This is a genomic window from Lysinibacillus mangiferihumi (assembly GCF_003049665.1).
GTDB classification, from domain to species: Bacteria; Bacillota; Bacilli; order Bacillales_A; family Planococcaceae; genus Lysinibacillus; species Lysinibacillus mangiferihumi.
In genome coordinates this window covers 32,131-54,560 of the sequence record NZ_PYWM01000018.1, presented here as the reverse complement: position 1 = coordinate 54,560, position 22,430 = coordinate 32,131, and the positions used below count along the sequence as shown (strand labels likewise).

General features: G+C 36.4%; 24 protein-coding genes. 10 read left to right on the top strand and 14 right to left on the bottom strand.

Annotated elements, in window-relative coordinates; translation table 11 throughout:
- Positions 1–6: 6 nt before the first annotated feature.
- Entirely contained in the window at positions 7–1,503 is a 1,497-nt protein-coding gene (locus C9J37_RS16495) for an ABC transporter permease (RefSeq protein WP_107896218.1), read from the bottom strand.
- 16 nt (positions 1,504–1,519) lie between these two features.
- The gene (locus C9J37_RS16490; protein ID WP_107896217.1) at positions 1,520–2,950 is read right to left on the bottom strand and encodes an ABC transporter permease; all 1,431 of its coding nucleotides are present in this window, start codon (positions 2,948–2,950) and stop codon (positions 1,520–1,522) included.
- A 168-nt stretch (positions 2,951–3,118) separates the two neighbouring features.
- On the opposite strand from C9J37_RS16490, the gene C9J37_RS16485 reads away from it, so the two are divergent.
- On the top strand, positions 3,119–4,855 hold the full coding sequence (locus C9J37_RS16485; RefSeq protein WP_107896216.1) for an ABC transporter ATP-binding protein: 1,737 nt from the start codon (positions 3,119–3,121) through the stop codon (positions 4,853–4,855).
- Here the strand turns inward: C9J37_RS16485 and C9J37_RS28325 are convergent.
- Entirely contained in the window at positions 4,837–5,010 is a 174-nt protein-coding gene (locus C9J37_RS28325; RefSeq protein ID WP_167397335.1) for a hypothetical protein, read from the bottom strand. The two genes, C9J37_RS16485 and C9J37_RS28325, sit on opposite strands and share 19 nt — an antisense overlap.
- Before the next feature lie 55 nt (positions 5,011–5,065).
- Here C9J37_RS28325 and C9J37_RS16475 point away from each other — a divergent pair, with 55 nt between their 5' ends.
- On the top strand, positions 5,066–5,236 hold the full coding sequence (locus tag C9J37_RS16475; RefSeq protein ID WP_080653337.1) for a YjcZ family sporulation protein: 171 nt from the start codon (positions 5,066–5,068) through the stop codon (positions 5,234–5,236).
- 345 nt (positions 5,237–5,581) lie between these two features.
- Here the strand turns inward: C9J37_RS16475 and C9J37_RS16470 are convergent, their stop codons facing one another.
- The 5 genes from C9J37_RS16470 to C9J37_RS16450 all read right to left on the bottom strand — a co-directional run bounded on the left by C9J37_RS16470 (position 5,582) and on the right by C9J37_RS16450 (position 10,296).
- Complete coding sequence (locus C9J37_RS16470) at positions 5,582–6,148, bottom strand: DUF4256 domain-containing protein (RefSeq protein ID WP_107896214.1); 567 nt, start codon at positions 6,146–6,148, stop codon at positions 5,582–5,584.
- A gap of 61 nt (positions 6,149–6,209) precedes the next feature.
- A complete protein-coding gene (locus C9J37_RS16465; protein ID WP_107896213.1) occupies positions 6,210–7,031 on the bottom strand; it encodes a hypothetical protein in 822 nt (273 codons plus the stop codon).
- Positions 7,028–8,317, bottom strand: coding sequence for a DNA methyltransferase (locus C9J37_RS16460; protein ID WP_107896212.1), 1,290 nt, complete (start codon positions 8,315–8,317; stop codon positions 7,028–7,030). Before C9J37_RS16460 ends, C9J37_RS16465 begins: the two co-directional genes overlap by 4 nt.
- Before the next feature lie 826 nt (positions 8,318–9,143).
- Complete coding sequence (locus C9J37_RS16455) at positions 9,144–9,584, bottom strand: YfmQ family protein (protein WP_024363234.1); 441 nt, start codon at positions 9,582–9,584, stop codon at positions 9,144–9,146.
- A 337-nt stretch (positions 9,585–9,921) separates the two neighbouring features.
- Positions 9,922–10,296 (bottom strand): HsmA family protein, encoded by a 375-nt coding sequence (locus C9J37_RS16450; protein WP_107896211.1) that lies wholly within the window; start codon positions 10,294–10,296, stop codon positions 9,922–9,924.
- 202 nt (positions 10,297–10,498) lie between these two features.
- Here C9J37_RS16450 and C9J37_RS16445 point away from each other — a divergent pair, with 202 nt between their 5' ends.
- Positions 10,499–10,723: a phosphoglycerate mutase gene (locus C9J37_RS16445; protein WP_107896210.1), complete on the top strand. Its 225-nt coding sequence runs from the start codon at positions 10,499–10,501 to the stop codon at positions 10,721–10,723.
- Between the two features lie 131 nt (positions 10,724–10,854).
- On the opposite strand, the gene C9J37_RS16440 is transcribed toward C9J37_RS16445, so the two are convergent.
- Positions 10,855–11,082: a hypothetical protein gene (locus C9J37_RS16440; RefSeq protein WP_107896209.1), complete on the bottom strand. Its 228-nt coding sequence runs from the start codon at positions 11,080–11,082 to the stop codon at positions 10,855–10,857.
- Between the two features lie 199 nt (positions 11,083–11,281).
- Here C9J37_RS16440 and C9J37_RS16435 point away from each other — a divergent pair, with 199 nt between their 5' ends.
- Positions 11,282–12,664: an SMI1/KNR4 family protein gene (locus C9J37_RS16435; RefSeq protein WP_107896208.1), complete on the top strand. Its 1,383-nt coding sequence runs from the start codon at positions 11,282–11,284 to the stop codon at positions 12,662–12,664.
- A gap of 41 nt (positions 12,665–12,705) precedes the next feature.
- On the opposite strand, the gene C9J37_RS16430 is transcribed toward C9J37_RS16435, so the two are convergent.
- The 5 genes from C9J37_RS16430 to C9J37_RS16415 form a co-directional block, all read right to left on the bottom strand.
- Positions 12,706–13,413, bottom strand: coding sequence for a DUF4274 domain-containing protein (locus tag C9J37_RS16430; protein WP_107896207.1), 708 nt, complete (start codon positions 13,411–13,413; stop codon positions 12,706–12,708).
- 31 nt (positions 13,414–13,444) lie between these two features.
- Complete coding sequence (locus tag C9J37_RS29030) at positions 13,445–13,648, bottom strand: DUF1963 domain-containing protein (RefSeq protein ID WP_235617146.1); 204 nt, start codon at positions 13,646–13,648, stop codon at positions 13,445–13,447.
- Between the two features lie 3 nt (positions 13,649–13,651).
- Complete coding sequence (locus C9J37_RS16425) at positions 13,652–14,731, bottom strand: DUF1963 domain-containing protein (protein WP_235617145.1); 1,080 nt, start codon at positions 14,729–14,731, stop codon at positions 13,652–13,654.
- A 38-nt stretch (positions 14,732–14,769) separates the two neighbouring features.
- Positions 14,770–15,798 (bottom strand): DUF4303 domain-containing protein, encoded by a 1,029-nt coding sequence (locus tag C9J37_RS16420; protein WP_167397334.1) that lies wholly within the window; start codon positions 15,796–15,798, stop codon positions 14,770–14,772.
- 145 nt (positions 15,799–15,943) lie between these two features.
- Positions 15,944–16,999, bottom strand: coding sequence for an ankyrin repeat domain-containing protein (locus C9J37_RS16415; RefSeq protein ID WP_107896205.1), 1,056 nt, complete (start codon positions 16,997–16,999; stop codon positions 15,944–15,946).
- A gap of 198 nt (positions 17,000–17,197) precedes the next feature.
- Between C9J37_RS16415 and C9J37_RS16410 the strand changes: the two genes are divergently transcribed.
- From C9J37_RS16410 to C9J37_RS16390, 6 genes are all read left to right on the top strand, one after another.
- Positions 17,198–17,602 (top strand): hypothetical protein, encoded by a 405-nt coding sequence (locus C9J37_RS16410; RefSeq protein WP_024363243.1) that lies wholly within the window; start codon positions 17,198–17,200, stop codon positions 17,600–17,602.
- Between the two features lie 501 nt (positions 17,603–18,103).
- A complete protein-coding gene (locus C9J37_RS28320) occupies positions 18,104–18,268 on the top strand; it encodes a hypothetical protein (RefSeq protein WP_167397333.1) in 165 nt (54 codons plus the stop codon).
- A 310-nt stretch (positions 18,269–18,578) separates the two neighbouring features.
- Positions 18,579–18,788, top strand: coding sequence for a hypothetical protein (locus C9J37_RS16405; protein ID WP_107896204.1), 210 nt, complete (start codon positions 18,579–18,581; stop codon positions 18,786–18,788).
- Positions 18,785–19,357, top strand: a complete 573-nt coding sequence (locus C9J37_RS16400; protein WP_107896203.1) for a hypothetical protein — start codon at positions 18,785–18,787, stop codon at positions 19,355–19,357. Before C9J37_RS16405 ends, C9J37_RS16400 begins: the two co-directional genes overlap by 4 nt.
- Positions 19,358–19,788: 431 nt before the next feature.
- A complete protein-coding gene (locus C9J37_RS16395) occupies positions 19,789–20,883 on the top strand; it encodes an NADH-dependent flavin oxidoreductase (RefSeq protein WP_107896202.1) in 1,095 nt (364 codons plus the stop codon).
- A complete protein-coding gene (locus C9J37_RS16390) occupies positions 20,862–21,068 on the top strand; it encodes a hypothetical protein (RefSeq protein WP_107896201.1) in 207 nt (68 codons plus the stop codon). The genes C9J37_RS16395 and C9J37_RS16390 overlap by 22 nt, the downstream gene beginning before the upstream one ends.
- The last annotated feature ends 1,362 nt before the right edge of the window (positions 21,069–22,430 follow it).

Below are 22,430 nucleotides of genomic sequence, written 5' to 3'. Positions count from 1 at the left end.
AATAAGTTAATTTGTTTTAGGATCAAGGGCATCGCGTAATCCATCGCCGAAAAAATTAAACGATAAGACGAGTAACATAATGCATAACCCTGGGAAAATAGCCACATAAGCATTGGTTTCTAAATACGTACTACCAACTTTTAAAATATTGCCCCATTCTGGTATATGCGGCTCTATACCGAGTCCAAGGAAGCTTAAACTACTAGTCGAAATGACCGCTCCGCCAATTGTTAAAGTCGCTTTTACTATCATCGGAGCAAGAGCGTTCGGTACGATATGTTTAAAAATAATGGCGGCATCTGATACGCCTAGCGCCTTTGCTGATTCAACAAATTCAAAATTGGCAATTTGCATCACATTGGCGCGCATCGTTCTTGCATAGGTTGGAATAGCCCCTACACTTAATGCAATAATTAAGTTCACTGTATTTGCACCAAATGCTGCAATAATTGCAATAGCTAGTAAAATGCCTGGGATAGCATATAAAATATCTAGCAAACGCATGATAATGTTATCTGTATTTTTTCCGTAATAGCCTGAAAACGCACCGAGTGCTCCTCCTATTACAGCTGGTATAATCGTAGAAAAGAAACCAACGATTAATGAAATTTGAGCACCAAATACGATTCTAGAAAATAAATCCCGACCAAAATTATCAGTCCCGAGCGGATAGTCTAAAGATGGCGTCTGTAGCAAGGCACTATAATTATTTTGCACGGCAAAATCGTAATCAAATGTCCATGAACTCACGACTGACAGCGAGAACATAAAAATAATAAAGAACATGCCGAATACAGCCATCATATTGCGCAAGATTTTATTCCATATTTTTTGCCATTTTTCTACTGCCGATGGATCTGTATTGCGCGCTTTTTTAATTAATGTCAAGCCAAGCAGTAATGAAAATAAATTGCCAGTTAGTGTAGGTAAAAGTAACACCACACCAAGGGGTATCATCCATTTTGGCGCATTACTAGCCGTAACGTAACGCGCTACAAGTATAGCCATCACGGCATAAAAGACAGCGAGTGCTAAAAACGCACCCATTGCGAATAAAAATGTATCGACTACATACGGCTTAAATAAATTGAGTGCCGAAATACCGATAATAAAAATTTGTGTAATGAAGGCATAGATAGCAAAAGTATATTCTGCCGTTTTATTTTTTGTTGCGAGCATAAAACCGAAACCTGCTGCAAAAACATTGCCCACAACGACTGTTAGCATTAATGGGTAACCAAGCAGTCGTGTTCGCTTTTGAATTTCTCGGTGTTTTGCTAAATCCTTTTTTATTTGCCACGTTGCGACCCATACATATAAAGTGGTAGCAACGTAAATGATAAATAGCCCAAGGACATAGGGACGCCATACACCGTCAGCAAAATTAAAACTATTTAGTAAAAACAGCACTGAAAAAATAGCAGAAAAGACAATGGTAAACTGTGCATTGACATATTCTTGCGTTATTTTCATTAGCAGCTTTACATTCGAGATGAATTTCACACTATACCCTCTCCTCCTAAGATTTCTTCATTTTTGAACGAATACGTGGATCAAAGAATGCATATAACACATCAATCACCATGTTGACTATCGAAATCGTAATCGCAATATAGACAACCCCTCCAAGGAGTGCCGGTATATCCGGAATAAATTGTTTATCAACGATATAGCTACCGATACCACTGATGTTAAATACTTTCTCTGTAACAGAAGCACCGCCAAGCATACCACCAAATAACAGACCGATTACCGTAACAATAGGAATCATTGCATTGCGAATTGCATGTTTTGTGATAACCTTGCGCTCACTCAATCCTTTCGCTTTGGCTGTAATAATATAATCCTCATGAATCACTTCAAGCATGCTCGACCTTGTCATGCGAGCAATCGATGCTGTAATAGAAGTACCTAATACAACAACTGGCATAACAATGGATAACCAATTATGCGGATTATACGTAGCTGGGAACCATTGTAATTTTAATGAAAACGTTAAAATAAAAATCAAACCTTGCCAGAAGCTCGGTATGGATAAACCAATAAGTGCGATAAACATAAACGCATAATCTGCAAAAGAATTTGGTCTTACCGCTGAGATAATCCCAACAGGAATGGCAATCGCCACCGCCATTAGTAATGACAATAGGGCAATTTCCAATGTCACAGGAAATTTATTCATAATACTTTGCGTAATATTTTCCTTGCCTTCAAACGAATTGCCTAAATCAAACGTAAACAGCCCAGATAATGAATGCCATAGTTGCACTAAGTAAGGTTGATCGAGTCCATAAATTTTATTAAAATTTGCGACTTGTTCAGGTGTTGCCTCAATACCTAGCAAATTGCGAGCAGGGTCAAATGGTGATAAATATAAAATCGTAAATACTAATGTGGCAACACCAACGATGACAAAGGCACTTTGAACTAAACGTTCAACGATAAACCGACTAAATGCGTTACTACATAAGATAAGGAAAATATACATAAAAACGCCTGGAATAAATGACAAAACTAAAAACAGTGGATTTCCAAGCAGTTCGCTAAAATAACTCTTATAGGAAGGCTTTGCTAAACCATCCTTTGTTAATATTTTTTCTATTTCTCTATGTAGCTTTTGTTCTGTTAATTGATTAACAACCAAATCCAGTTGACGTTCATTCAGTGATTTATTAAAAAATGCAGCCTTTGTTTGTTCCTGTAGCCTATATTCCGCTGCCCAAGCATGTACTTTTCCCTCTGAAATAAATTGTTGTTTCATTTGTGCAAACAACGGCACATATAAATTTTTATCCTTTTTTAACAAATATAAAAAATATGTAACAACATGAACTGGGAATCCTAGTAAAAAAAGTGCAATTGAATAACTATGTTTCCTCGTTATCTCGCTAAAAACCCGCTTGAAATAATAATTCCCATCAAACTTTTTAATATTCTGAAAATTAATCATGTATTTCCTCCTTTCTGCGTTTACTATAGTAGTAAGGTATGAAAATCAAACGAAATAATTTACATGACAGGTTATATTGTACAATCCCTACCTGTATAGTATAGTATGTATGAACGACTACATTTCGTCAACAAGAATATTTAAAATTTATAAAAGGATGAGCATTCGATGAGTGAAAAAATTCTTGAAATACAAGATTTACGCGTTTCTTTTATTACAGGTGAAAGTGAATTTGAAGCAGTAAAAGGGGTAAACTTTTATGTCAATAAAGGAGAAACAGTGGGCATTGTAGGCGAATCTGGTAGCGGTAAAAGTGTAACGGCTCGATCCATCATGCGCCTTCTCCCTTCCCCCCCTTCTTTTTTAAAGTCTGGAACAATTCTTTTCCAAGGGGACAATCTAGTGACACAATCGGAAAAGCAAATGGAAGCAATTCGGGGAAAAGATATTAGTATGATTTTCCAAGACCCAATGACTTCCACTAACCCAACCATTCGTGTTGGTGAACAAATCGCTGAAGGTTTAATGAAGCATCAAAAAATGACTAAAAAGCAAGCCTACGAAAAAACGATTGAATTATTAAAATCTGTTGGTATAAAAAATAGCGAGGAGCGTTATCATCAGTACCCGCATGAATTTAGTGGTGGTATGCGTCAACGTGTCATGATTACCATGGCTCTTGCCTGTAACCCTGCCCTGTTAATTGCTGACGAACCAACAACAGCACTGGATGTCACAATCCAAGCACAAATTTTAAGCATTATGAAACAAATGCAAGAACGTCTAGGGACATCTATTATCTTAATTACGCATGATTTAGGTGTAGTTGCCGGTATGTGTGATCGTGTCATTGTCATGAAAGAGGGAGAAATCGTTGAGGAAGGCACTACGGAAGAAATATTCGCTAACCCACAGCATCCCTATACAAAGCGTCTGTTAAACGCATTGCCAAAGCTTCATGAAAAAAAAGAACCGAAACAGCCACCCCATATCGCACAAGATATCGATTTAACTGTACCGCTAATTGAAGTTCGCAATTTATCAAAGCATTTCGATTTAAAGAAAGGTGAACTTTTAAAGGCAGTCGATGACTTATCATTCCGTATTTTCCCTGGCGAGACATTGGGGCTCGTTGGTGAATCCGGATCAGGCAAGTCAACAACAGGACGTACGATTTTACAGCTCCATGAACCAACAGATGGTGAAGTATTGTATAAAGGGGTACCTGTTACACGCTTATCTAAAAATGAGTTAAAAAGTATGCGACGCCATATGCAAATTATTTTCCAAGACCCCTATTCATCACTAAACCCTCGTAAAAAGGTCCTTGATATTATTGGGGAAGCGCTTGATGTACATAAATTAACGACATCAACAGAACAACGTCGTGCCCGAGTTGAAGAATTACTCGAACTAGTAGGCTTAAAAAAAGAACATGCTTTACGCTACCCTCATGAATTTAGTGGCGGGCAACGTCAACGTATTGGCATTGCACGTGCTTTAGCTGTCGAGCCAAATTTTATAGTATGTGATGAACCACTGTCTGCTCTAGATGTTTCCATTCAAAAGCAAGTTGTGGATTTATTGAAAGACTTACAACAACATTTAGGATTAACCTATTTATTTATCGCCCATGATTTGTCGATGGTCAAACATATTAGCGATCGCGTTGCCGTTATGTATGGAGGAAAAATTGTAGAATTAGCAGAGAGCGAAGAGCTGTATGCCAATCCACAACATCCTTATACCAAAATGTTATTGCAGTCTATTCCGATTCCAGACCCAGCAATTGAAAAACAAAAGAAACGCCAAGTCATGACCGAAGAAGAGTTGATGGTGAACCGTTTTAACTTAGACAATACACAACTTGTGGAAGTTTCTAAAGATCACTGGGTTGCGATGTAACCAATAACGAACCGAAGAACAAATGGTTTTTGTGGCGATTTTGGAGGTTTTTGTGGCGATTCTTCCGCTTTAGTGGCGATTTCTTTTGTTCTAGTGGCGATTCCAACGATTTTTGTGGCGATTTCATTATTTTTCTTACCCCAATGGATAAACACCCCTCCACTTCTTAGTAGTTTACATACTATATATTGAAGAAAGGAGGGATTTTCCATGGGATACTTCGGCGGAAATGTAGGGGGCAATTGGAACAACAATTATTGTGGTAACTATGAATACGGTAATAACAATGGCTATGGTTCAACATTCGCTCTAATCGTTGTATTATTCATTCTTTTAATTATTGTTGGCGCTACTTTCATAAATAGCAAAGAAGACTGCTAATTCTAACATACAGATTCATTGCACCTCTCTTTAAAAAGGGTTATGCCCAGCCTAATGACCCTTTTCATTGTGTTTCAAAATAGACGAGCTGGTTGAAATACGGTCTTTACATTTTTTCACTAGCTCCCGCTTTCATATGAAAGAAACAGTCACCCTGCAAATTTGCATGGATGACTGTTTTCATTATTAACAAAACTAGCTCTTCATCGTTTGGACTCTCCTTATGGTGATTAGCCTTCAAACGCTAGAAGTCGCTAGTATATGAATGTTTTGCTTTAGCATTCAATACTAAAAGCTTCCTAAACAGCATAAACGCTTTAGAAAGCTCTCCGAAGTTTTTTTATATTATACTTTAAGCGCACCACGGAAGCCTCTTGCAGCATAGTAGGAATCCGCTCCATTGTGGTACATAAAGACCGTATCGTAGCGACGATCACAGAAGATGGCCCCGCCCAGCTTTCTAATATTTGCAGGTGTTTGTACCCAGCTCGATGTTTTTAAATCGAAAGTACCTAGTTCCTGCAATGCTCGGTATTGTTCTTCTGTTAAAAGTTCAATGCCCATAGCCGTTGCCATATCTATCGCAGTATTTTCTGGTTGGTGCTTCTTCCTTGACTCCAATGCTTCACGATCGTAACAAACACTTCTGCGACCTTTCGGGCTTTCCTTCGCACAATCATAAAAAATAAACTCCCCCGTATTTTCGTCATGCCCTACGACATCAGGCTCACCGCCAGTACTTTCCATTTCATTGAGTGACCATAATTTTTCGGCTTTCGTTTCGAGCTTTGCTTGTACTGTCGCCCAATCAAGACCTTGATGGCGATTCATATTTTTCTCAAATCGCTCTTGCAAAGTTTGAAGTAATTCCTCACATTGTTCGAGTGATAACATTTTATTTTTCTTTGACATATTTGTTTCCTCCTTATTATTTCTAACTTTGCTTCATAACCTATTATTTATTCATTATTTATTAAATCTCATCCTTAAGTAAACCTTCTGAACTTAAAATATACTTTGTCTGCTGTTCAATGCTTGAAAATGATTCGGTAGCAAAAAAAACACCATTAATATGTTCATCTTTTAATCTGGTTTGTAAATTAATATGTTCACTCGTAAATGGGTAATAAATTATTGCGTAAAAGCTAGCATTCGGACAAATTTTTTTAAATTTTCTCGCCTTATTGATGATTTCATCCGCTCTTTTATGGATATCTTGTTTTGCCTCAATTCTCCTGACATCGATACCAACCTTATAGGGCGCATTGGATGGATGTACTGCATCTAATTGAAAGTTTTCCCCATCACATTCAAACTTAACTTTTTTAAAATCATCCGTTCTTGCATTCTTTTTTAAAATAGTAAGAATCGCTTTTTCCCAACTACCTTTAAATTTTCTTATTTCTTTATCTACATAAAACCATCTATCCAGCTCACATATTGCAGGAATTGCAAGTTCATTGGGTAACATCGGTTTAATATAACCTGCTAAAATAGCCGCTTTTTCTTTCGGTAACTTATCACTATATGTATCAATAGATATATCTAAATCTCGCTTAATCGCCCTTCCTGCAACATTTACCGTCGCTAAAATGGATTTGACCACGATAGGATAAGCGCTAAATGCATTCGCTAATTCACCAGCAGTCATATTACCAAAATTAATAAATGGTACTTCTTTTATAAAAATAAAAGGTTCGAATGCGTGTAATAAAGCATTTTCGACGATATTTTGTCTATCTGACACACGATGAACTTGTGCTACTTGTTCTCTATGGCTACTATACTCCGTCAATTTTTCCCCTTCTTTCTTATAAGAACAGCATCCTCATAGTAAATTTTATTTTTCACATATTTCGAAGATTTCGTATTAACATTGGCTAAATGATGTTTCACAACATCTCGTTTAATAATTTGTGCTTCTAAATTAAGGGATTGAGCCATTTCCACATACATTTCTCCTAGTTTAGCTTCTACATCTTTATAATAAGAAGATTGCACCACAAGACAAGCTTTTCCATTCGGTTTTAACACTCGTTTGATTTCACGTAATGACTCAAATGCATCTCTAAAATACTGTAGAAATATAGGTAGGTAATAACTTTGGGAGGCTTTTGCATGATGTTCTTTCACTTGTTTTAAAAAGGAACAAATACAACTACCCCATTTTTCGTTTATGTCTATATTTTTATCAGCAATAACAGGAGCTCCCATAGTCGCTCTTCTCACTCTATCAAAATCCGTATCTTGTTTATAGCCTAAAAACAATAATTCTGGCTTTGTAGAAACAGCGTAATCAATGCGTGTTAAATACGGAGGAGAAGTAATGATATTATCTGCGGTACAATCAGAAAAAATCATTTTTTTACTGTCCCCTTCATACAAAGAGGGATAGAAATAGTCATAATTTAAAATATTCGTATAGTATGTTTCTAAGTCTTTTATCATGGCCTTTACATAATGATAAAATAAATGATATGTATCTACTTCGTCGGTTCTCGCTTTGCGTATTTCATTCACTAGCCATGTTGGATTTTTACCTATCTTGAATTTCCCTACGTATCTTAAACATCTAAATAGAACTGCAAAGTAAAAAGCTCGTATTGTATCTGATAATGGTGCATCCGAAATATCGCTGTGATGCTTACAAACGTCGTCGATAGCTAGTTGAATTTTATTTAACACATTCAGATGTTTATAACTTACAAATTCTAATGTGTCTTCATTATTTAAAAATTCATCTTCTGCAAGTTTCACATGACTAGCAGTTTCCTTAATAGCATTTCCGATACTATCCAAATTAAATTCAATTAAATTTCTAGTTTTAGCTTTCGAAAAAATGACCATCACTGGGTTGATATCTATACCAAAAGATTTGATTCCTCTCTTTTGGCACACTAAAGCCGTTGTCCCACTACCCATCCAAGGATCGAGTACAATCGAGCTTTCATTAGCTCCTAAATAATCTAGCATATCCTCCACAAAGTATTCAGAGTAACTAGCATAATAGGGATGCCAATTGTGAATACCATTCCGTTCATTTTTTCCTCTTTTAGCTGACCTTATATTTTCTGCTAACATTTACTGACACCATCCATTCAAACGCCATGTATTATTAATCATTTTAACTAACCTCTAACCATTAGTAAGAAAATCACGTGTAATTCATGTATTTGCTAATTTTTATAGAAGGCAAATGCTGCTAACTTAAAGCTATTTTGTGCTGTAAAAACCACTAACTTACTAAACACAGTACACAAATTTTATAAACAAAATCCATCCTAGTCAATTTTCAAATAAATACAATATAAAAATTTTATGATCTTTCGTAATAGAATTGCAAATGCTATTCTTTTTAATTGCAGCATTTTGCTATAATTTTATAAAAAAAGGATAAAGAGGGGTTTTACTTGTAATCGTTGTTGCTAGTTTTTTTATTGCAATAAAAAGTCGAACTTATTCTGCAACAGATGTATTAACGAACGCTAATTTCAATGCAGCCAATCCAACTGTCACTGTTCATAGAGTCAATATAGGCGACAAAGATATATTTACAGAAATAAAACTCCCCGAAGAAACACAAAAAGAACTTTTAGAATCTTTTAAAAACGCCAAATTTGAAAAAGCATCAGCATCCTTGCTTGATTATGATTACCGAATCAACTTCACATTAAATACAGGTTATGCGATATTCCTTGATTCACATAATAAATCACTGACTGTCATAAGTACCAAAGAGGACTATACAATCACAAACGATAGCAATTTTTTTACTATTTTAAAAAAGACGACGCAATAAAAGGCACTTACAATTTGGTAAGTGCCTTTTTCATTTCATGTAAAACGAAAACAACCAGTCGCCGCTATAATACCGACAACTGGTTGAATCATTTGCTATGAAAGCTTTTTATACTAAACCTTTAGACGTTGAAAAGTTTTGTAAACAATCAGAACTTACACTGTACGAAACGACTTTTTCCTTGTATTTCTTCACGATATCAACGTGATTATCGTAATTAAAAACAAAGAAGTGTATATCCTTTTTGCCTTTTTTAAAATTGATAACAAATGGCGTGATATTCGATTCAGGTTCTAAAAATAACTTTTCATTACCTGGGAAAATATAATGCTTTTTTAAAAACGAAGCTTCATTAAAATAGTTAGTAAATCTACTTTTTTCTTCTTCTTCTAAATTCTTTCCGTTATAGGTTACGGTAACATCTTTTGCATCCAGTTTTTTGTGCAGTTCAAATTTACTGACAGTCCATCCTACAACGATGCTTGGAGGACTCATTACCAATTTAACAATAGATCCAATCACTATTGTCATAACTAAACCCCATGTCATATCTTATCAGCTCTTTCATAATTTATTAATGTAGTAGCAAGTAATTAAATTGTATCACCTTCATTGCTCCGTGTTTCATTAGAGGGATGTTTTCATCCACCACTCATTCAAAAGGGATTTACATTAATTGTAACCATCTAATTGGATGTTATTTTGCCCATACATTTATTTTAGAACTAAAATATAATGTTGATTTAGATAGCGCCCATTGAAAATTGGAATTCAGTAAATGCCCCATTCAAAACCATACCATATAAGATTTGAATATCAAATGAAAGTATTGTGACATAATAATAAACAGGGTAATTTTTAGAACATTTTTTCAAAGAACTAAACTTTAAATTTTATTAATCATTCCAAATATCATTCCAGATATATAAGGAAACAACCAGATGAACCATACCACCATGCTTAACTTATGGAACTTATGCTTCATTTTAGAGTCATTTTTCACCAATACAATAGAAGCCCAAATGGCATGAAATAACATTAACACAATAGCTAATAAACCTGTTACGCCATGAAAGCTAAATAAAGATCCTTCTGTAGCCATTTTTTCCATCATGGTCGTTCCAAGCGTATCGCACATGAAGCCTATCCAAAAAATAATCACATGCCACAATTTTAATGTTTTTCGAAATTTTTCTGACCATACTCCTACTGTATAAAAAATTAGTGCTGCTGTAATAAATATTGTAGCCATTATTAGCATTTCAATCACCCGATTCATAGCACAAATTTAAATGTACCTTTATAAGAATGCATACATTTATTGCCCAGATATATTTTACAAAGGCAAGATGAACAACAGATGAACTGGTTAAGATATATTTCATCAGTTTTTTGAGGACAGCGCTGTGCATTGGTTACTATTATTACTAATATTGTATTATCTATAGTGGGGGTGAGTATTAATGGATGAAATAGACATTTTAAATAAAGAAGCAATCAAAACAGATTTAGCGTTAATTAAATCTTGTTTGCGGTTAATCAATCAAACAGTCACGTTAAGCAAACGAAGAGGAGAGACGTTTAACGCTTCAGAAAATGAAGAAATACATATGTTAATTTCAAAAATTGATAGGGACTTGCACAAAATCAAAGTAAACATCCAGTATGAAACGAAACAGACGATTTAACGTTAACCTTTTTATTTACACTAATCGCCATTTTCTATAGCGTAATATTATATAAACAAAAAGGAAGCGATTAGAGCTTCCTTTTGAAATATAGTTGTAAGCATAACGATAAAAACATTAAATTCATTGAATTAATCAAATGTGACAACATTTTGCACGACCGATACCTTATAAACTTCCTTCGTGCTAATTAATATCGTTTTAAAATGTTCAGTTTCGGTAAATGAATACCAAGGCTTTTCATTAAATCCATTAGACAGTTCTTCTACAAATGTTTCTTGTCCAATATTATTTTTAATTTTATATTCTTCTTCACGGCTTTCGTTAAAGTAAAACTTCACGGTGTATTCATAATCCATTAGCCTGCACCCCCCATCTACCTATATCATGGGACAAATGGGCATGAAGTAATCAATAAACAATCAAAATGTAAATCCGGCTTAATGGTTTCATACAGGAAAATTCTAGAATCCTTCATTTATAGATGTTACTATTTTAAAGGTAAGGATTGACCAGATACATAGGTAGTATTTATTGAATAATCATTTGGAGGTAGCAATGGAACAAAAGCTTATAAATCAATTGAACGAGTGGCATGAAGTAGATGAGCATCAGCGAATTGTCGATACCCTTTTAGCAATTCCTGAAGAAGAACGAGACGATGAATTGATTAGCATTTTGGCTAGAGCCTATAACAATTTGGGTCTTTACGAAGAAGCGCTCAATCATTTTAGTAAAATTTCTGAGGCAGGTAAACAAGATGCGCTATGGCATTATCGGGTAGGCTTTGCTTTCTATTATTTAAAGCGCTATGAGGAAGCAGCTCAAGCTTTTAGCATATCTGACCAATTAGATTCCGGAGATCGCAGCACCGAGTATTTTTTAAGACAGAGTACCCTTAAAGCCAAGAAGCAAAAAAGTGAAGAACTTCGGCTTGCCCAGAAGAAAGCTTACTCCGAGCGTGGTGGCTCCGTAGAAAAGAGGATTCCTTTTTCAGAGATGTCTCTACATGCATTTTGGGAAGATAGCGAGTATGCAAGAAAATCCTATCAATCAGAGCCACCGTCGGATGAATTAATTGCCTCTATAGAGAAAGAGCTTGGTTATAAACTCCCCGCTTCGTATATTTATTTAATGAAGCAACATAATGGCGGAGTACCGAGGAATACTTGCTTTCCAACAGAGGTGGCAACTTCCTGGGCGGAAGATCATATTGCCATTACAGGTATTATGGGTATTGGACGTGAGAAAAGCTATTCCCTATGCGGAGATTTGGGCAGTCCGTTTATGATAGAGGAATGGGGATATCCAGACATTGGAGTAGTTATTTGTGATTGTCCTTCAGCCGGGCATGATGTCGTGATGTTAGACTATCGAGCATGTGGTCGAGATGGTGAACCTGAAGTGATTCATGTCGATCAAGAAGATGATTATGAGATTACGTTCCTTGCCGATAATTTTGAAGCATTTATTAAAGGCTTAGTGAATGAAGAACACTATGATACTTCTGAAGAAGACAAAGAAGAAGCCCTGGCTAAAGTAGCGCATGGGAAGTTTTCTCCTCTGCTGGAGGAGCTGTGCTCTCGTGTAACAGAGGTGGATCAAGTGGAACAGAAAATCCGTAGCATATGTACACAGATTGTCGAAGAGAAAGGCCATTTTAGTTTTCATGCAGATCAATTATCCTATACCATGTATGATGTGCAATTTTGGTTATATACAAAGTCGTATCCTGAAACTAGTTACGACCAATATATAGAAGCTTATCAAAACATCATCGCATTTGGCAGTGAGTTCGGTCTAGGTGGGTATGCACCTTCCTTTATTACAGATTGGCTCGATCATCGCCTCAACGAAGGGCTGATTATACAAGAACATGGAATTATTCGCTTTAGCAATGTGTTTGCAGAGAAAGTTATCAATAAATTAAATGCTTACTAATAATACAAAGAGCTCGCTTGCAAAGCGGGCTCTTCTTATCATTAGTGACGGCACTGCTTTAATCTTTTATACAGTGCAACAGCAAGCTCCGTAAAACGCTTCTCCTCACCTGTGTTTAATAAATCATGTGAATCCCTCTTGTCCATCCAGTAATCCCCATCTAACAAATCATACATATCAAGAAGTGTAATTTCTGGCGTTGCTGGATTATGAAAAACGCATAGCATCGGTTCCGGACCATCATCCCAGTTATATCCGTTCACAATGGCATGTAATATTTCTGGCGAATTAATGTGTGCTATTTTCTCGCATAGTTTGTTTTGTGACTCTTCATACAACAGCTCCTCAACAAAGCTTTGTTCTTCCATTGTCAACGAAAGGCGAACCGCTCCTTTTGTTGCAAGCAGAAGGTCAGCAAGCTTTTTATCTGTACGAGCTGCATTCCAAGCCGTCGCTAAAATACCCAGTGGCGAATCCAGTTCGGCTCCCGCTTCGATCAGCTTCAATATAGCATCCACTTGCTTAAACTTTACAGCTTTTTTTAGTGGCGTTTCACCAAGTTTATCTTGTGCTTCAAGTTCTGCTCCGTGCTCTATTAATATTTCAATCGCTTGTACAGGCATTCGATTAGTTAAAAAAAGCATCAGCGGTGTCCTCCCGCGCTCGTCCCGTTCATTCACATCCAGTTCCATTGCTGCCTGGTGGACAAGTGACAGATTATCTGTCTTGCTAACTTCCTTCCAACGCAAGATTATTCCCCCTTTGACATGGTAACGTTATTTAACTTTGCTGATAGATGGTTGCTGTAATGCTGTCTTTTGGACAGATAAACATGTAAAAAATACCTTCAGCATATTCATCAAAATCAGCATAATCAATCTGCCCTATAAACCGCATTCTTTGTTCACAGCAGGGGCAAAGAGGATATGCTGGATCCTGCACCCAGCTTGGATAACCACCAATCTGCGAATTTAATTGTGACATTGTTCAAAGCGCAGCATAGTAAGGTGATTGTGGCTCATGTGAAAGGGCTAACATAGGTGTGATTTCAGTAGAGCTGTTTACGTCATCACTCTCTGGAAGATACGCTGGTTCTTGATTATAACGGCTCCAAACTGGAACACCATCATTGCCCAACTCCATATAAATCGTGCTAAAGCTTCCACATAAATCACAGGTTATTACCTGCAAGTTCTTGTGCATGTTGAGGTATTGCAAAGATGGATGAGCGGTAGCCACGTCCATTAATTTCGTTAACTTCCTATTACACCACGGACAGGTTGAATGGCTTATCCCAAGAAAATGCGCATACTGCTCTTCATTGAAATCTTCACTTTGTTGATCTGTTTGCCTAATTGCATAGCAGACATGGTTAATTAGGTCACGCCTCTTTCCGTCACGGCTAAGCTCCCATCCGCCTTCAAGAGCGTAGGTTTCTGGCGTTACATACAACTGCTCTGTCCATATTGGCGGCTGTTTTTGCCATTGCCGAAACTGCTCTATGACCATGGCATTACCAATCCAACCGAGCACAAGGAGGAGATGGTTTCGGTTATCCTGATCCCATTTAACACGCTCTAAAAGGAGCTGTTGTATATCTGGTGGTGCATCTTTAAAAACAAGTGGATAATGAAACAAGCTACGCTCGATCAGTTCAGGTAAAGCATTGGCGATATTTTTATTTCGATAGCATACTAGCGACAATAGAATGTCCTCTGCTTCATTTTCATTGTTTTTAGCGAGTAATTCCATGGCATATTTCAACATATTGTCCGCTTCTTGTTCTGATAATGCTATGTATATCTGCTCCATGCTTAACGGATAAGGAATGTATTGAATAAGAGGAGCATACGTTGTCGGCGCATGCATTACCTTAAGAATGTCCACATAATTCGTAAGTCCTTCATAGAGATTAACCGTTTTGCGGTGCTGCTCAATATAAGCTTGTTGCTTTTTTCGTGCATGCTCCTGATGACATGGCATACAAATACCGCCCGTTTTGGCTGCTGTAGTCGGCAGTATTGTTGCGCTACAGCCTTCCGTCTTACATGGTAGTCGTTGCGTCATATTGGATTCCCCTTTTCGCCTTATACGATTTTGTAAAATTATAAGCGAGCAGCTTGTTCTGCCAGATCTTCTAATACCACCATTAGAATGCGCCTAGTGTCATCTTTAAGTTCACTGTTCAGATGCTCTTGAATATGTGGGATGGCTTGACCTCCAAGCCCCACAAGTTGTTCATAAGCCTCATAATCTGTTCGCCAGAAGCTTCGCATGCTGCCTTTACCAAATTCTCCTCTTTCGATTACATCTACCCAATGTTTTACCTGTTGAACAAGGGGGCGTTGCTGTATAGCATCGACAGCAGCATGGAATTCCATATCTTTCTTCATTAAGTCAGGCATTGATTGATACAATTGGTCTTCGGGTACAGTTTTTCTTATGAGCTGGCTTAATGTCAAATAATCACCACCAACGCCATCCGCGGCTGACACGTAGGCAATAAAGTCCTCCGTACGGTTCAATTGCTTTAGGTCATTTTGCAATCGATGAATAACTTGGATGGCAATTAAAAAGAGCTCTGAATCTATAATGGTCTTCTCAAATATGTAGTTCTTGTCATTACTTAAATACGCGGGTGTTTCTTGGCTAATACAGTTGAACATTTCAAGATAGGTTTCAAGACCATTCGGCATCTCGTCGTACATAAAGGGATAATCGCCTTCACTAAATTTACAGGAACGATAGATTTGCTCAAGAGTTTGATTGTAAAACTTGCTACCAGTTTCCAAGTAACTTTCTTGATATTGTGCATAGTATTGAGCAACCGTTTGCTCTAAAGAATCCCGATTATTAATGTACACTATATAGCTTCCATTATAGCTATCCGTATAGAGTGAGAAAGTATACACATCCTTGTTTCTTCCTTCTTCTATATAGCGAGCAATTGCAGATTTGCAGAAGTCGTAAAGGCCATTCTCCAAATCACGCGTACTAATAAATATCCCATCTTTGGAACCAAATGTCGTTATTTCTTGAATCGTTTGATTGGCCGTACATAGTAGATAATTACCCTTACCTTCTAATTCTCTTCTCCCACTGATTAACCTTCCGATATGAACATCATAACTCATAGTGAAACATTCCTTCCAAATATGTTTAGTAAGCCAATAAAGGTGTTTTGTCATTCCTTATCTGTCCGATTCTCTTTTTTAGCTTGTAAAGTAAGAGAATTGTTAGTGCATTAGATGCTTATTGGGCTGAACAAGGCATACATAGTTATCGCTTATAACCTGGCTGTTCCAACCTTATTGGGTTCGGATTGCTAAGTACCCAGTGCACAGCTAGTTCACACAGTCTCGCAGGTTCATCACAACCATTGCCGTTGTGAAGTTCTTTCACTAATGTTTCAGCCTCTTGCAAGGTAGCTAGGTTTAATGGCGTGCCCAGACGAAAATAATGGCCCAAACGCTGGAGCATCTTACGATATTGATTATCCCAGTTGATGCCACCGTTATCTAAAATTTCATAAGCGACTTTACCAGTAATACGAATTACCTCACCCTGTATGGTTTTCGCATGGCCTTGTGAAGGAATGAGTAAACCCCATAGTTCATTATGCTGCGCCTGCCAACCATTTGTAGATACCGTTATTGGAGAGCTGCCATCATGCGTCTTTCGTTTTCCGACTGGGGGAACAGCAAATAGCTGATATAGACGGTAAAGTGCCTCATCCGTTTGATTCAAATATTCCTTATTAAAGTTATCTCGGTGAAATTCAAAATCGTCTCCAATTCGCTTAATAGCGTTTTGCATATCCTGCGTTACAGTCACTCCAGCGTTTAACAAAATTTCTGCAACCTTTGCCATATTGACGATATCTATGTTTCTACAGGTTGCCAAAGCTTTTTCTAAGGGTGTTTGTTTCATCTTGTTTTCTGCGCTAAGATTTGCGCCTTTGCCAACTAATGTGTAAACTGCATTTGGATTAAATGACTCTGTCGCTGCAAATAAAGGTGTCTCATTTTGATAATCCAGTGCTTCTATCGCTGCACCCAACTCAAGCAGCAATTCAATATTTCCACACCAACTCATTGCCTGTTTATGTAGAGCCGTTCTTCCGTAACTATCACGCGCATTAATATCAGCCCCTTGATCCACAAGCCAGCGAACCAAATCATTCGGTACTTTAAAAAAACTTAAAGCTGTTGATTTACTGTAACCACCACGAGCATCTAATTCACATTGTAAAAATACCTCTTTTAACGCTGATAGATCTCCTATTTCAATGAGTTCCTCGAAATTTTTCGGTAAGGTTTTTCGCTTCCTGCCCATTTGTATTCTCTCCTTAAGTCAGTTTTTTTAAATCAATCCATTCCTATATTTTACTACTTATTCATTTCTTGTAGTATGCATTCTCCATAATTCGCGTGTTATTCGTCTGCTTCTAACGAAAAGTTTAATAATGCATATTTAAAGTATTAAACGAAACAAAAGTTCATAGGCTATTGTAAAATGTAATGGAGGATGGCTATGAGCATTGAAGTTATTACATTATCACCGACATTATTTCATGTGTTTAAAGCAGGCGAGTCCAATCCTAAAAAGGAAAAGCGTATTATCTATGGGCAAGCTACATCAGATGCTAATGGTGTAGCGACGTTTTATTTTACAGACAATGCTTTAGCTACGGGCAATACACTGTTATCAACAATCGACTACGCAGTGTCAAGCGTCTATTCCACCAATTCATCGATTAATGCAAGACCGCGGGTACAAATGAGAGAAAAGAACATTGCTGCAAAATATGTCTCTGCTAACGTTACCAATATTAGTGGTGTAACAGTCTTAGGCATTAATGTTTTAGGTTCAGAAAACCCCGTAAGTGGCGTAGTGGTAGATTTTATGGTATTAGGCAGCTTTGATACCCAAACTTAAATCAAAGATGTTCTGTTCCTATTATTTCCTTCTACATAACAGGATTTTTTACGATCCCCAACATTGAAGATTGCCTATTATTCCAGAATAATACCCTAACTTAAAAGTGCTGGCAGTTATCCACTTTCTAGGAAATCGAATTCTACGCTTTTATATGTATATCAAATGAAAAAGAAGTATTGATTTAAGGTAGTATTGGCTATTTTATTACGCCACCTATTTTTTGTAATGTTAACAATATTTGCACCGATTTTCTTTAGTTTGGACGCTATTCCTCATTCCAATCACAAAATTATCCTTCTATCCTAATTAGAAGAAACTTATTTCAGCAGATACCTATTATGGTTATCTGTTTTTTTATTTTTGTGTGCTATCCATTATCGTCGCTATCAAAGCCTGTCCACTAATGGTCGGAATGAAAGAATTTTGAAAATGTGAAGTTGAAAAAAATAAGGATATTTTATTGAGATAAGTTAAATACTATTTTTAGGAGGTGTCGAAATGAAAAGGGATAAAAAAGATACAGAATTTGCAACAGACGAGTCAACAAAACCATCCAATATTAAAAAACCTAATGAGCGTGTCGGGCATACTGAACCCCCTCGCCCAAAACATGAAGAAGACCTTATTATGAATGAGAAAAAAAGTAAGTCGACTTCATTATAAAATAAGACCCTTTTGATCTATTTTGACCACTTATTCGGAGTGGTCTTTTCCTTTTTACAAAATCTGTTTTATCCTATATTAGTTAATAGAAATTTTAAGTGTTTTCATGTTATAAGTGCGACAACAAACAAATCAGTTTCTCAAATGATGCTAAATTTTAGCCATTCTATAAAACGATTGTTTAAAAAACAAATTTAAAGATTTAATTATGTAAAAAAATTGAAAATAAGGAAAAGGTACTATATAATTTCATTAACCTAAGTTTTGTAAAATTTCAGGTTAAAATTTGTATACTGAATGGGGGCTGTTTATGAAGAAAACGTTATTAGCAACATCAATTTTATCTTTACTTTCTTTAAATGCTGTTAGTATTGGTAGCGCTGAAGAACCTGTAGACCTTACAAACTCAGTACAAGCAAGAGGAACTGAAAAACTATGGAGTGCAGGCAAAGTAATAAGTTCTAAGACTGTGACAGGAAAATGGACGTATACTAGTTGGAGCGATAAGGTTAAACAATGATAAAAATTAATCGTAAATATTTTATTTTTATGCTAGTTATTTTATCAACTATTTTTGTGATAGCATGCGATAATAATCAACAAATTGAAGATAAACAAAGTAAGCAATTAGAGGAAAAACAAAGTAATCATCAACAAATGGAGGAAGTCAGTAGTACCATTTCTTTAGAAAAGCAATTTATTCCACCAAATTTTGGCGTTGATGAATTTAAAATAAATACCAATGATAAATTTGTGGAATTTAAAATTTCTTACAGAATCAGTCCTCAGCTTTATGATGTGTTAAGTAAAATTGATAGTAAATATTATTTTGAATTAAAGATACCCGGAAATATATCTTCAATAATAAACAAAGATAGTACAGGGTTAGTTCCTGGAGCTATTATGGAATTTAATTCACTAAAATATATTGTTACTCTTAATATAGAAGTAGATAAACCATTGACTACTAGTGAAATAAAAGAGATAGTACAAAATCAAAATGGTTATGGATTATATATTTATGACCAAGATAAAGATGCGATTCATTACTTTGATGATGTTGAGTTGTTTTCTACGATACGTAAGTAGAGGGCTAGTTTAAAAGGTTACACGATATTGTAAGCTAATGATAGACATAGAAAAAGGCGACTCTTTGGCCGCTTTTTTTTATGTTTTATTAGAATACGTAAGTGTCCTTCGTTCGGCTAACGTGAAGCAAGATGTATCTTGCGCATTGTGTAAGGGTGAAATAACGAATAGTCGTTTTCAAAGGCTCCAATCATGGCAGTATGCTGTGAATCAATATTTTACGATAAGACCTTTTTCCAAACGAAAATCTGGTCCATCCTGTTAAATCCCCGCACCTGTTAGACCGACCACTTTTTGCCCCTCTTCCTCCATACAATCATTCTTTCTACTGATTTTTTCATTACGTTGTAGTAAATAGAGAATAGCCGTAAGCATGATCTTTGACTTTTAAATCCTATAAATTTACTCTTGTTTTAGAAGGAGTGAATAACATGACAACTTTTTTAACACCATTTACTTTTCATAACGGCGTCACAATTCGTAATCGTTACTTAATGGCGCCAATGACCACTTACTCAGCAAATGCGGATGATACGGTATCAGATGCGGAGATTACATATTACCGTGAGCGCTCATATGGCGTCGGTGCGGTGATTACAGCATGTGCTTACGTACTTCCTAATGGGAAAGGCTTCCCAGGTCAAATTTCGGCACATAGCGATGAATATATTTTGAGCTTAAAACGTATTGCTGATGCGATTCACGACGGTGGCGCAAAAGCAATTTTACAAATTTATCACGGCGGTCGCCAAGCAGTACGTGACCTTGTACCAAATGGCGATATCGTAAGTGCAAGTGAAAACGTTGCAGCAGATGGCGGTGTGGCACGTGCATTAACGGTAGAAGAAATTGAGGAAATCGTCGTAGCATTTGGTGAAACGACACGTCGCGCCATTGAAGCAGGATTTGACGGTGTGGAGATTCACGGTGCAAATACGTATCTATTACAACAATTCTTCTCAGGCTTTACAAATAAACGCACAGACCGTTATGGTGGCTCTGTTGAAAAACGTATGACATTCTTATTAGAAATTATCGAAAGTGTAAACCGTGCAAAAGCGCAATATGCGAATGATCAATTTATCATTGGTTATCGTTTTAGCCCAGAAGAGCCTGAAGAAGACGGCATCACGCTAGATGAAACGGTTCAACTTGTAAATCGTTTAGCAGATGAAAAGCTCGATTACTTGCACATTTCATTAGGTGATTTCCGCTCTAAAGCACATCGTTATAGCGGTGAAAAAGAAAACCGTATTAAAATTTTAAAACGCGTCATTGACGGTCGAATACCGTTTATCGGCGTTGGTTCAATTTATTCACCAGAAGATGCGAAAGAAGCGACGGAAACAGGTGCTGATTTACTTGCACTTGGTCGTGAGCTATTAATTGAAGCACACTGGGTGGAAAAAGTAGCCGCTGGTGAACCCATTATTACGGAAATGGATATGAGCCGTGAGAATAACATTCCAGAGCCCCTAATGAACATGATGAAACGTAATGTAGGTTGGGTGCCTGGCGTAAAATAATTGTAAAAACGAACCACCATGACGCACTAACTAAACAAATGACACAACATAAAGAACAAATTATATACGATGATCTGTTTTGGGAAGCAACAGGTTGTACCGATGCTAGCGATTGTCAACAATTATTTGTGGGCTTTCATTTTATAACTAAGCTTGTAACAACCATTCAAGACTTCCCTGCATAGTTCATTTTCTTCTGTATTCTCATTCAAAAAAAGAAAAGCGCCTCAAACCTTTAATGTTAAAGGATTTGAAGCGCTTTTTAGTTGGTTCAAACTTATTCTATCTGAACCTTAATACGTTCCCAGGAGGACATTGAATTATAGCTTTAAATCCTTTTAGTACCAAGGTTTATATTGTGTCTTGTGTAATATTTGTGTAACACCATATAAATGTGTAATTTTCTTTATTAACTTATCTAGAAGAACGCATTGTTAAGGAATTGATCATTGAAGTGGTCTTGTTTTTGGTTATTCAACTAAAGCACCCCATTCAGGTCTCATAAAATCATCGCTAAACCACAGAAAATGAAAGATTGTTCTTTCATGGGAGTTTAAGTACAAACTATCTCACATTCTTTTCTTTATATAAAATGAGCAAAATCCTGAAAGACAAAGGCAGGCTATAAACGTCCAAAAGTTAAAAAATAAATGATTAGAATAAGGGTTTAAATAGGATATTTCGTATTCAAAATATGGATTGATTTCATTTCGAAATGAAACGATTTGGTAAATCGTCATTCCCGAAATCAGCACAAACACCGCTGAATAGTAAGCTTGAAATAGTTTCCTTTTCACTGAAAAACGTTCATGTAACTTTTCAAAAACAAACATCACTGCGAAGAAAAAATAAAGAATAATTAACATTGGAAACATAACAAACATTAAACCCGGGTTTCCATTTCCTCCAACAAAATTGTCACCTGTGGGATCGAATGAAGTAGTAGACATATTAGTGAATGCAAAACAGACAACACTTACAATTCCCGATATAACAATACTTAGCAAAAAAAGAAAACGCATTATACTCCTCCTCAACAAGCTTGCTTTGTTCGTATTAATATTACCTTAAATAAAATACATTGGTTAAATTTTCCATTCACCATTCCAGCCAATTACCTAACACTGGTTCACCATGCACCATTAATTGTGGAAGGCTATCCCTTTCATTTAACCAATCATAAAAAGGCACAGGACGTTCTTTATATGGAGTTTCTTCTATAAAATGATGGTAAAGGTAACATCAAAAGAAAACGTACGCAAGCTTAATACACATATCAGAGCATGTGTAAGAGATGCAATAGACGATGGATATATCACTTTAGACTTGACTCATAAGGTTGAATTAAACGCTACAAACAACTGCGCCGTCAGTTGGATAAAAAAAGCACACAAAGCTGTTTGGGAACAATTCTTCTCTTAACGTTGTAACCGCATCCCCCTAATAAGCAAATAAGAGCTGTAATGCAACTCAATGATCTTCAAGTAAACTACTTCACTAGTATAATAAGTTCAACAGCTTGTGTACAACGATATAAAACAGAACCG

Bases quoted from the DNA above. Each gene is read 5' to 3' on its own strand.
- C9J37_RS16395 (WP_107896202.1), top strand. From the start codon at position 19,789: ATGACAACTTTTTTAACACCATTTACTTTTCATAACGGCGTCACAATT.
- C9J37_RS16425 (WP_235617145.1), bottom strand. From the start codon at position 14,731: ATGACGCAACGACTACCATGTAAGACGGAAGGCTGTAGCGCAACAATA.
- C9J37_RS16490 (WP_107896217.1), bottom strand. From the start codon at position 2,950: ATGATTAATTTTCAGAATATTAAAAAGTTTGATGGGAATTATTATTTC.
- C9J37_RS16470 (WP_107896214.1), bottom strand. From the start codon at position 6,148: ATGTCAAAGAAAAATAAAATGTTATCACTCGAACAATGTGAGGAATTA.
- C9J37_RS16450 (WP_107896211.1), bottom strand. From the start codon at position 10,296: ATGCTAATAATGGCTACAATATTTATTACAGCAGCACTAATTTTTTAT.
- C9J37_RS16485 (WP_107896216.1), top strand. From the start codon at position 3,119: ATGAGTGAAAAAATTCTTGAAATACAAGATTTACGCGTTTCTTTTATT.
- C9J37_RS16455 (WP_024363234.1), bottom strand. From the start codon at position 9,584: ATGACATGGGGTTTAGTTATGACAATAGTGATTGGATCTATTGTTAAA.
- C9J37_RS16445 (WP_107896210.1), top strand. From the start codon at position 10,499: ATGGATGAAATAGACATTTTAAATAAAGAAGCAATCAAAACAGATTTA.
- C9J37_RS16475 (WP_080653337.1), top strand. From the start codon at position 5,066: ATGGGATACTTCGGCGGAAATGTAGGGGGCAATTGGAACAACAATTAT.
- C9J37_RS16420 (WP_167397334.1), bottom strand. From the start codon at position 15,798: ATGAGTTATGATGTTCATATCGGAAGGTTAATCAGTGGGAGAAGAGAA.
- C9J37_RS16400 (WP_107896203.1), top strand. From the start codon at position 18,785: ATGATAAAAATTAATCGTAAATATTTTATTTTTATGCTAGTTATTTTA.
- C9J37_RS16440 (WP_107896209.1), bottom strand. From the start codon at position 11,082: ATGGATTATGAATACACCGTGAAGTTTTACTTTAACGAAAGCCGTGAA.
- C9J37_RS16410 (WP_024363243.1), top strand. From the start codon at position 17,198: ATGAGCATTGAAGTTATTACATTATCACCGACATTATTTCATGTGTTT.
- C9J37_RS16435 (WP_107896208.1), top strand. From the start codon at position 11,282: ATGGAACAAAAGCTTATAAATCAATTGAACGAGTGGCATGAAGTAGAT.
- C9J37_RS16405 (WP_107896204.1), top strand. From the start codon at position 18,579: ATGAAGAAAACGTTATTAGCAACATCAATTTTATCTTTACTTTCTTTA.
- C9J37_RS28320 (WP_167397333.1), top strand. From the start codon at position 18,104: ATGAAAAGGGATAAAAAAGATACAGAATTTGCAACAGACGAGTCAACA.
- C9J37_RS16460 (WP_107896212.1), bottom strand. From the start codon at position 8,317: ATGTTAGCAGAAAATATAAGGTCAGCTAAAAGAGGAAAAAATGAACGG.
- C9J37_RS29030 (WP_235617146.1), bottom strand. From the start codon at position 13,648: ATGTCACAATTAAATTCGCAGATTGGTGGTTATCCAAGCTGGGTGCAG.
- C9J37_RS16415 (WP_107896205.1), bottom strand. From the start codon at position 16,999: ATGGGCAGGAAGCGAAAAACCTTACCGAAAAATTTCGAGGAACTCATT.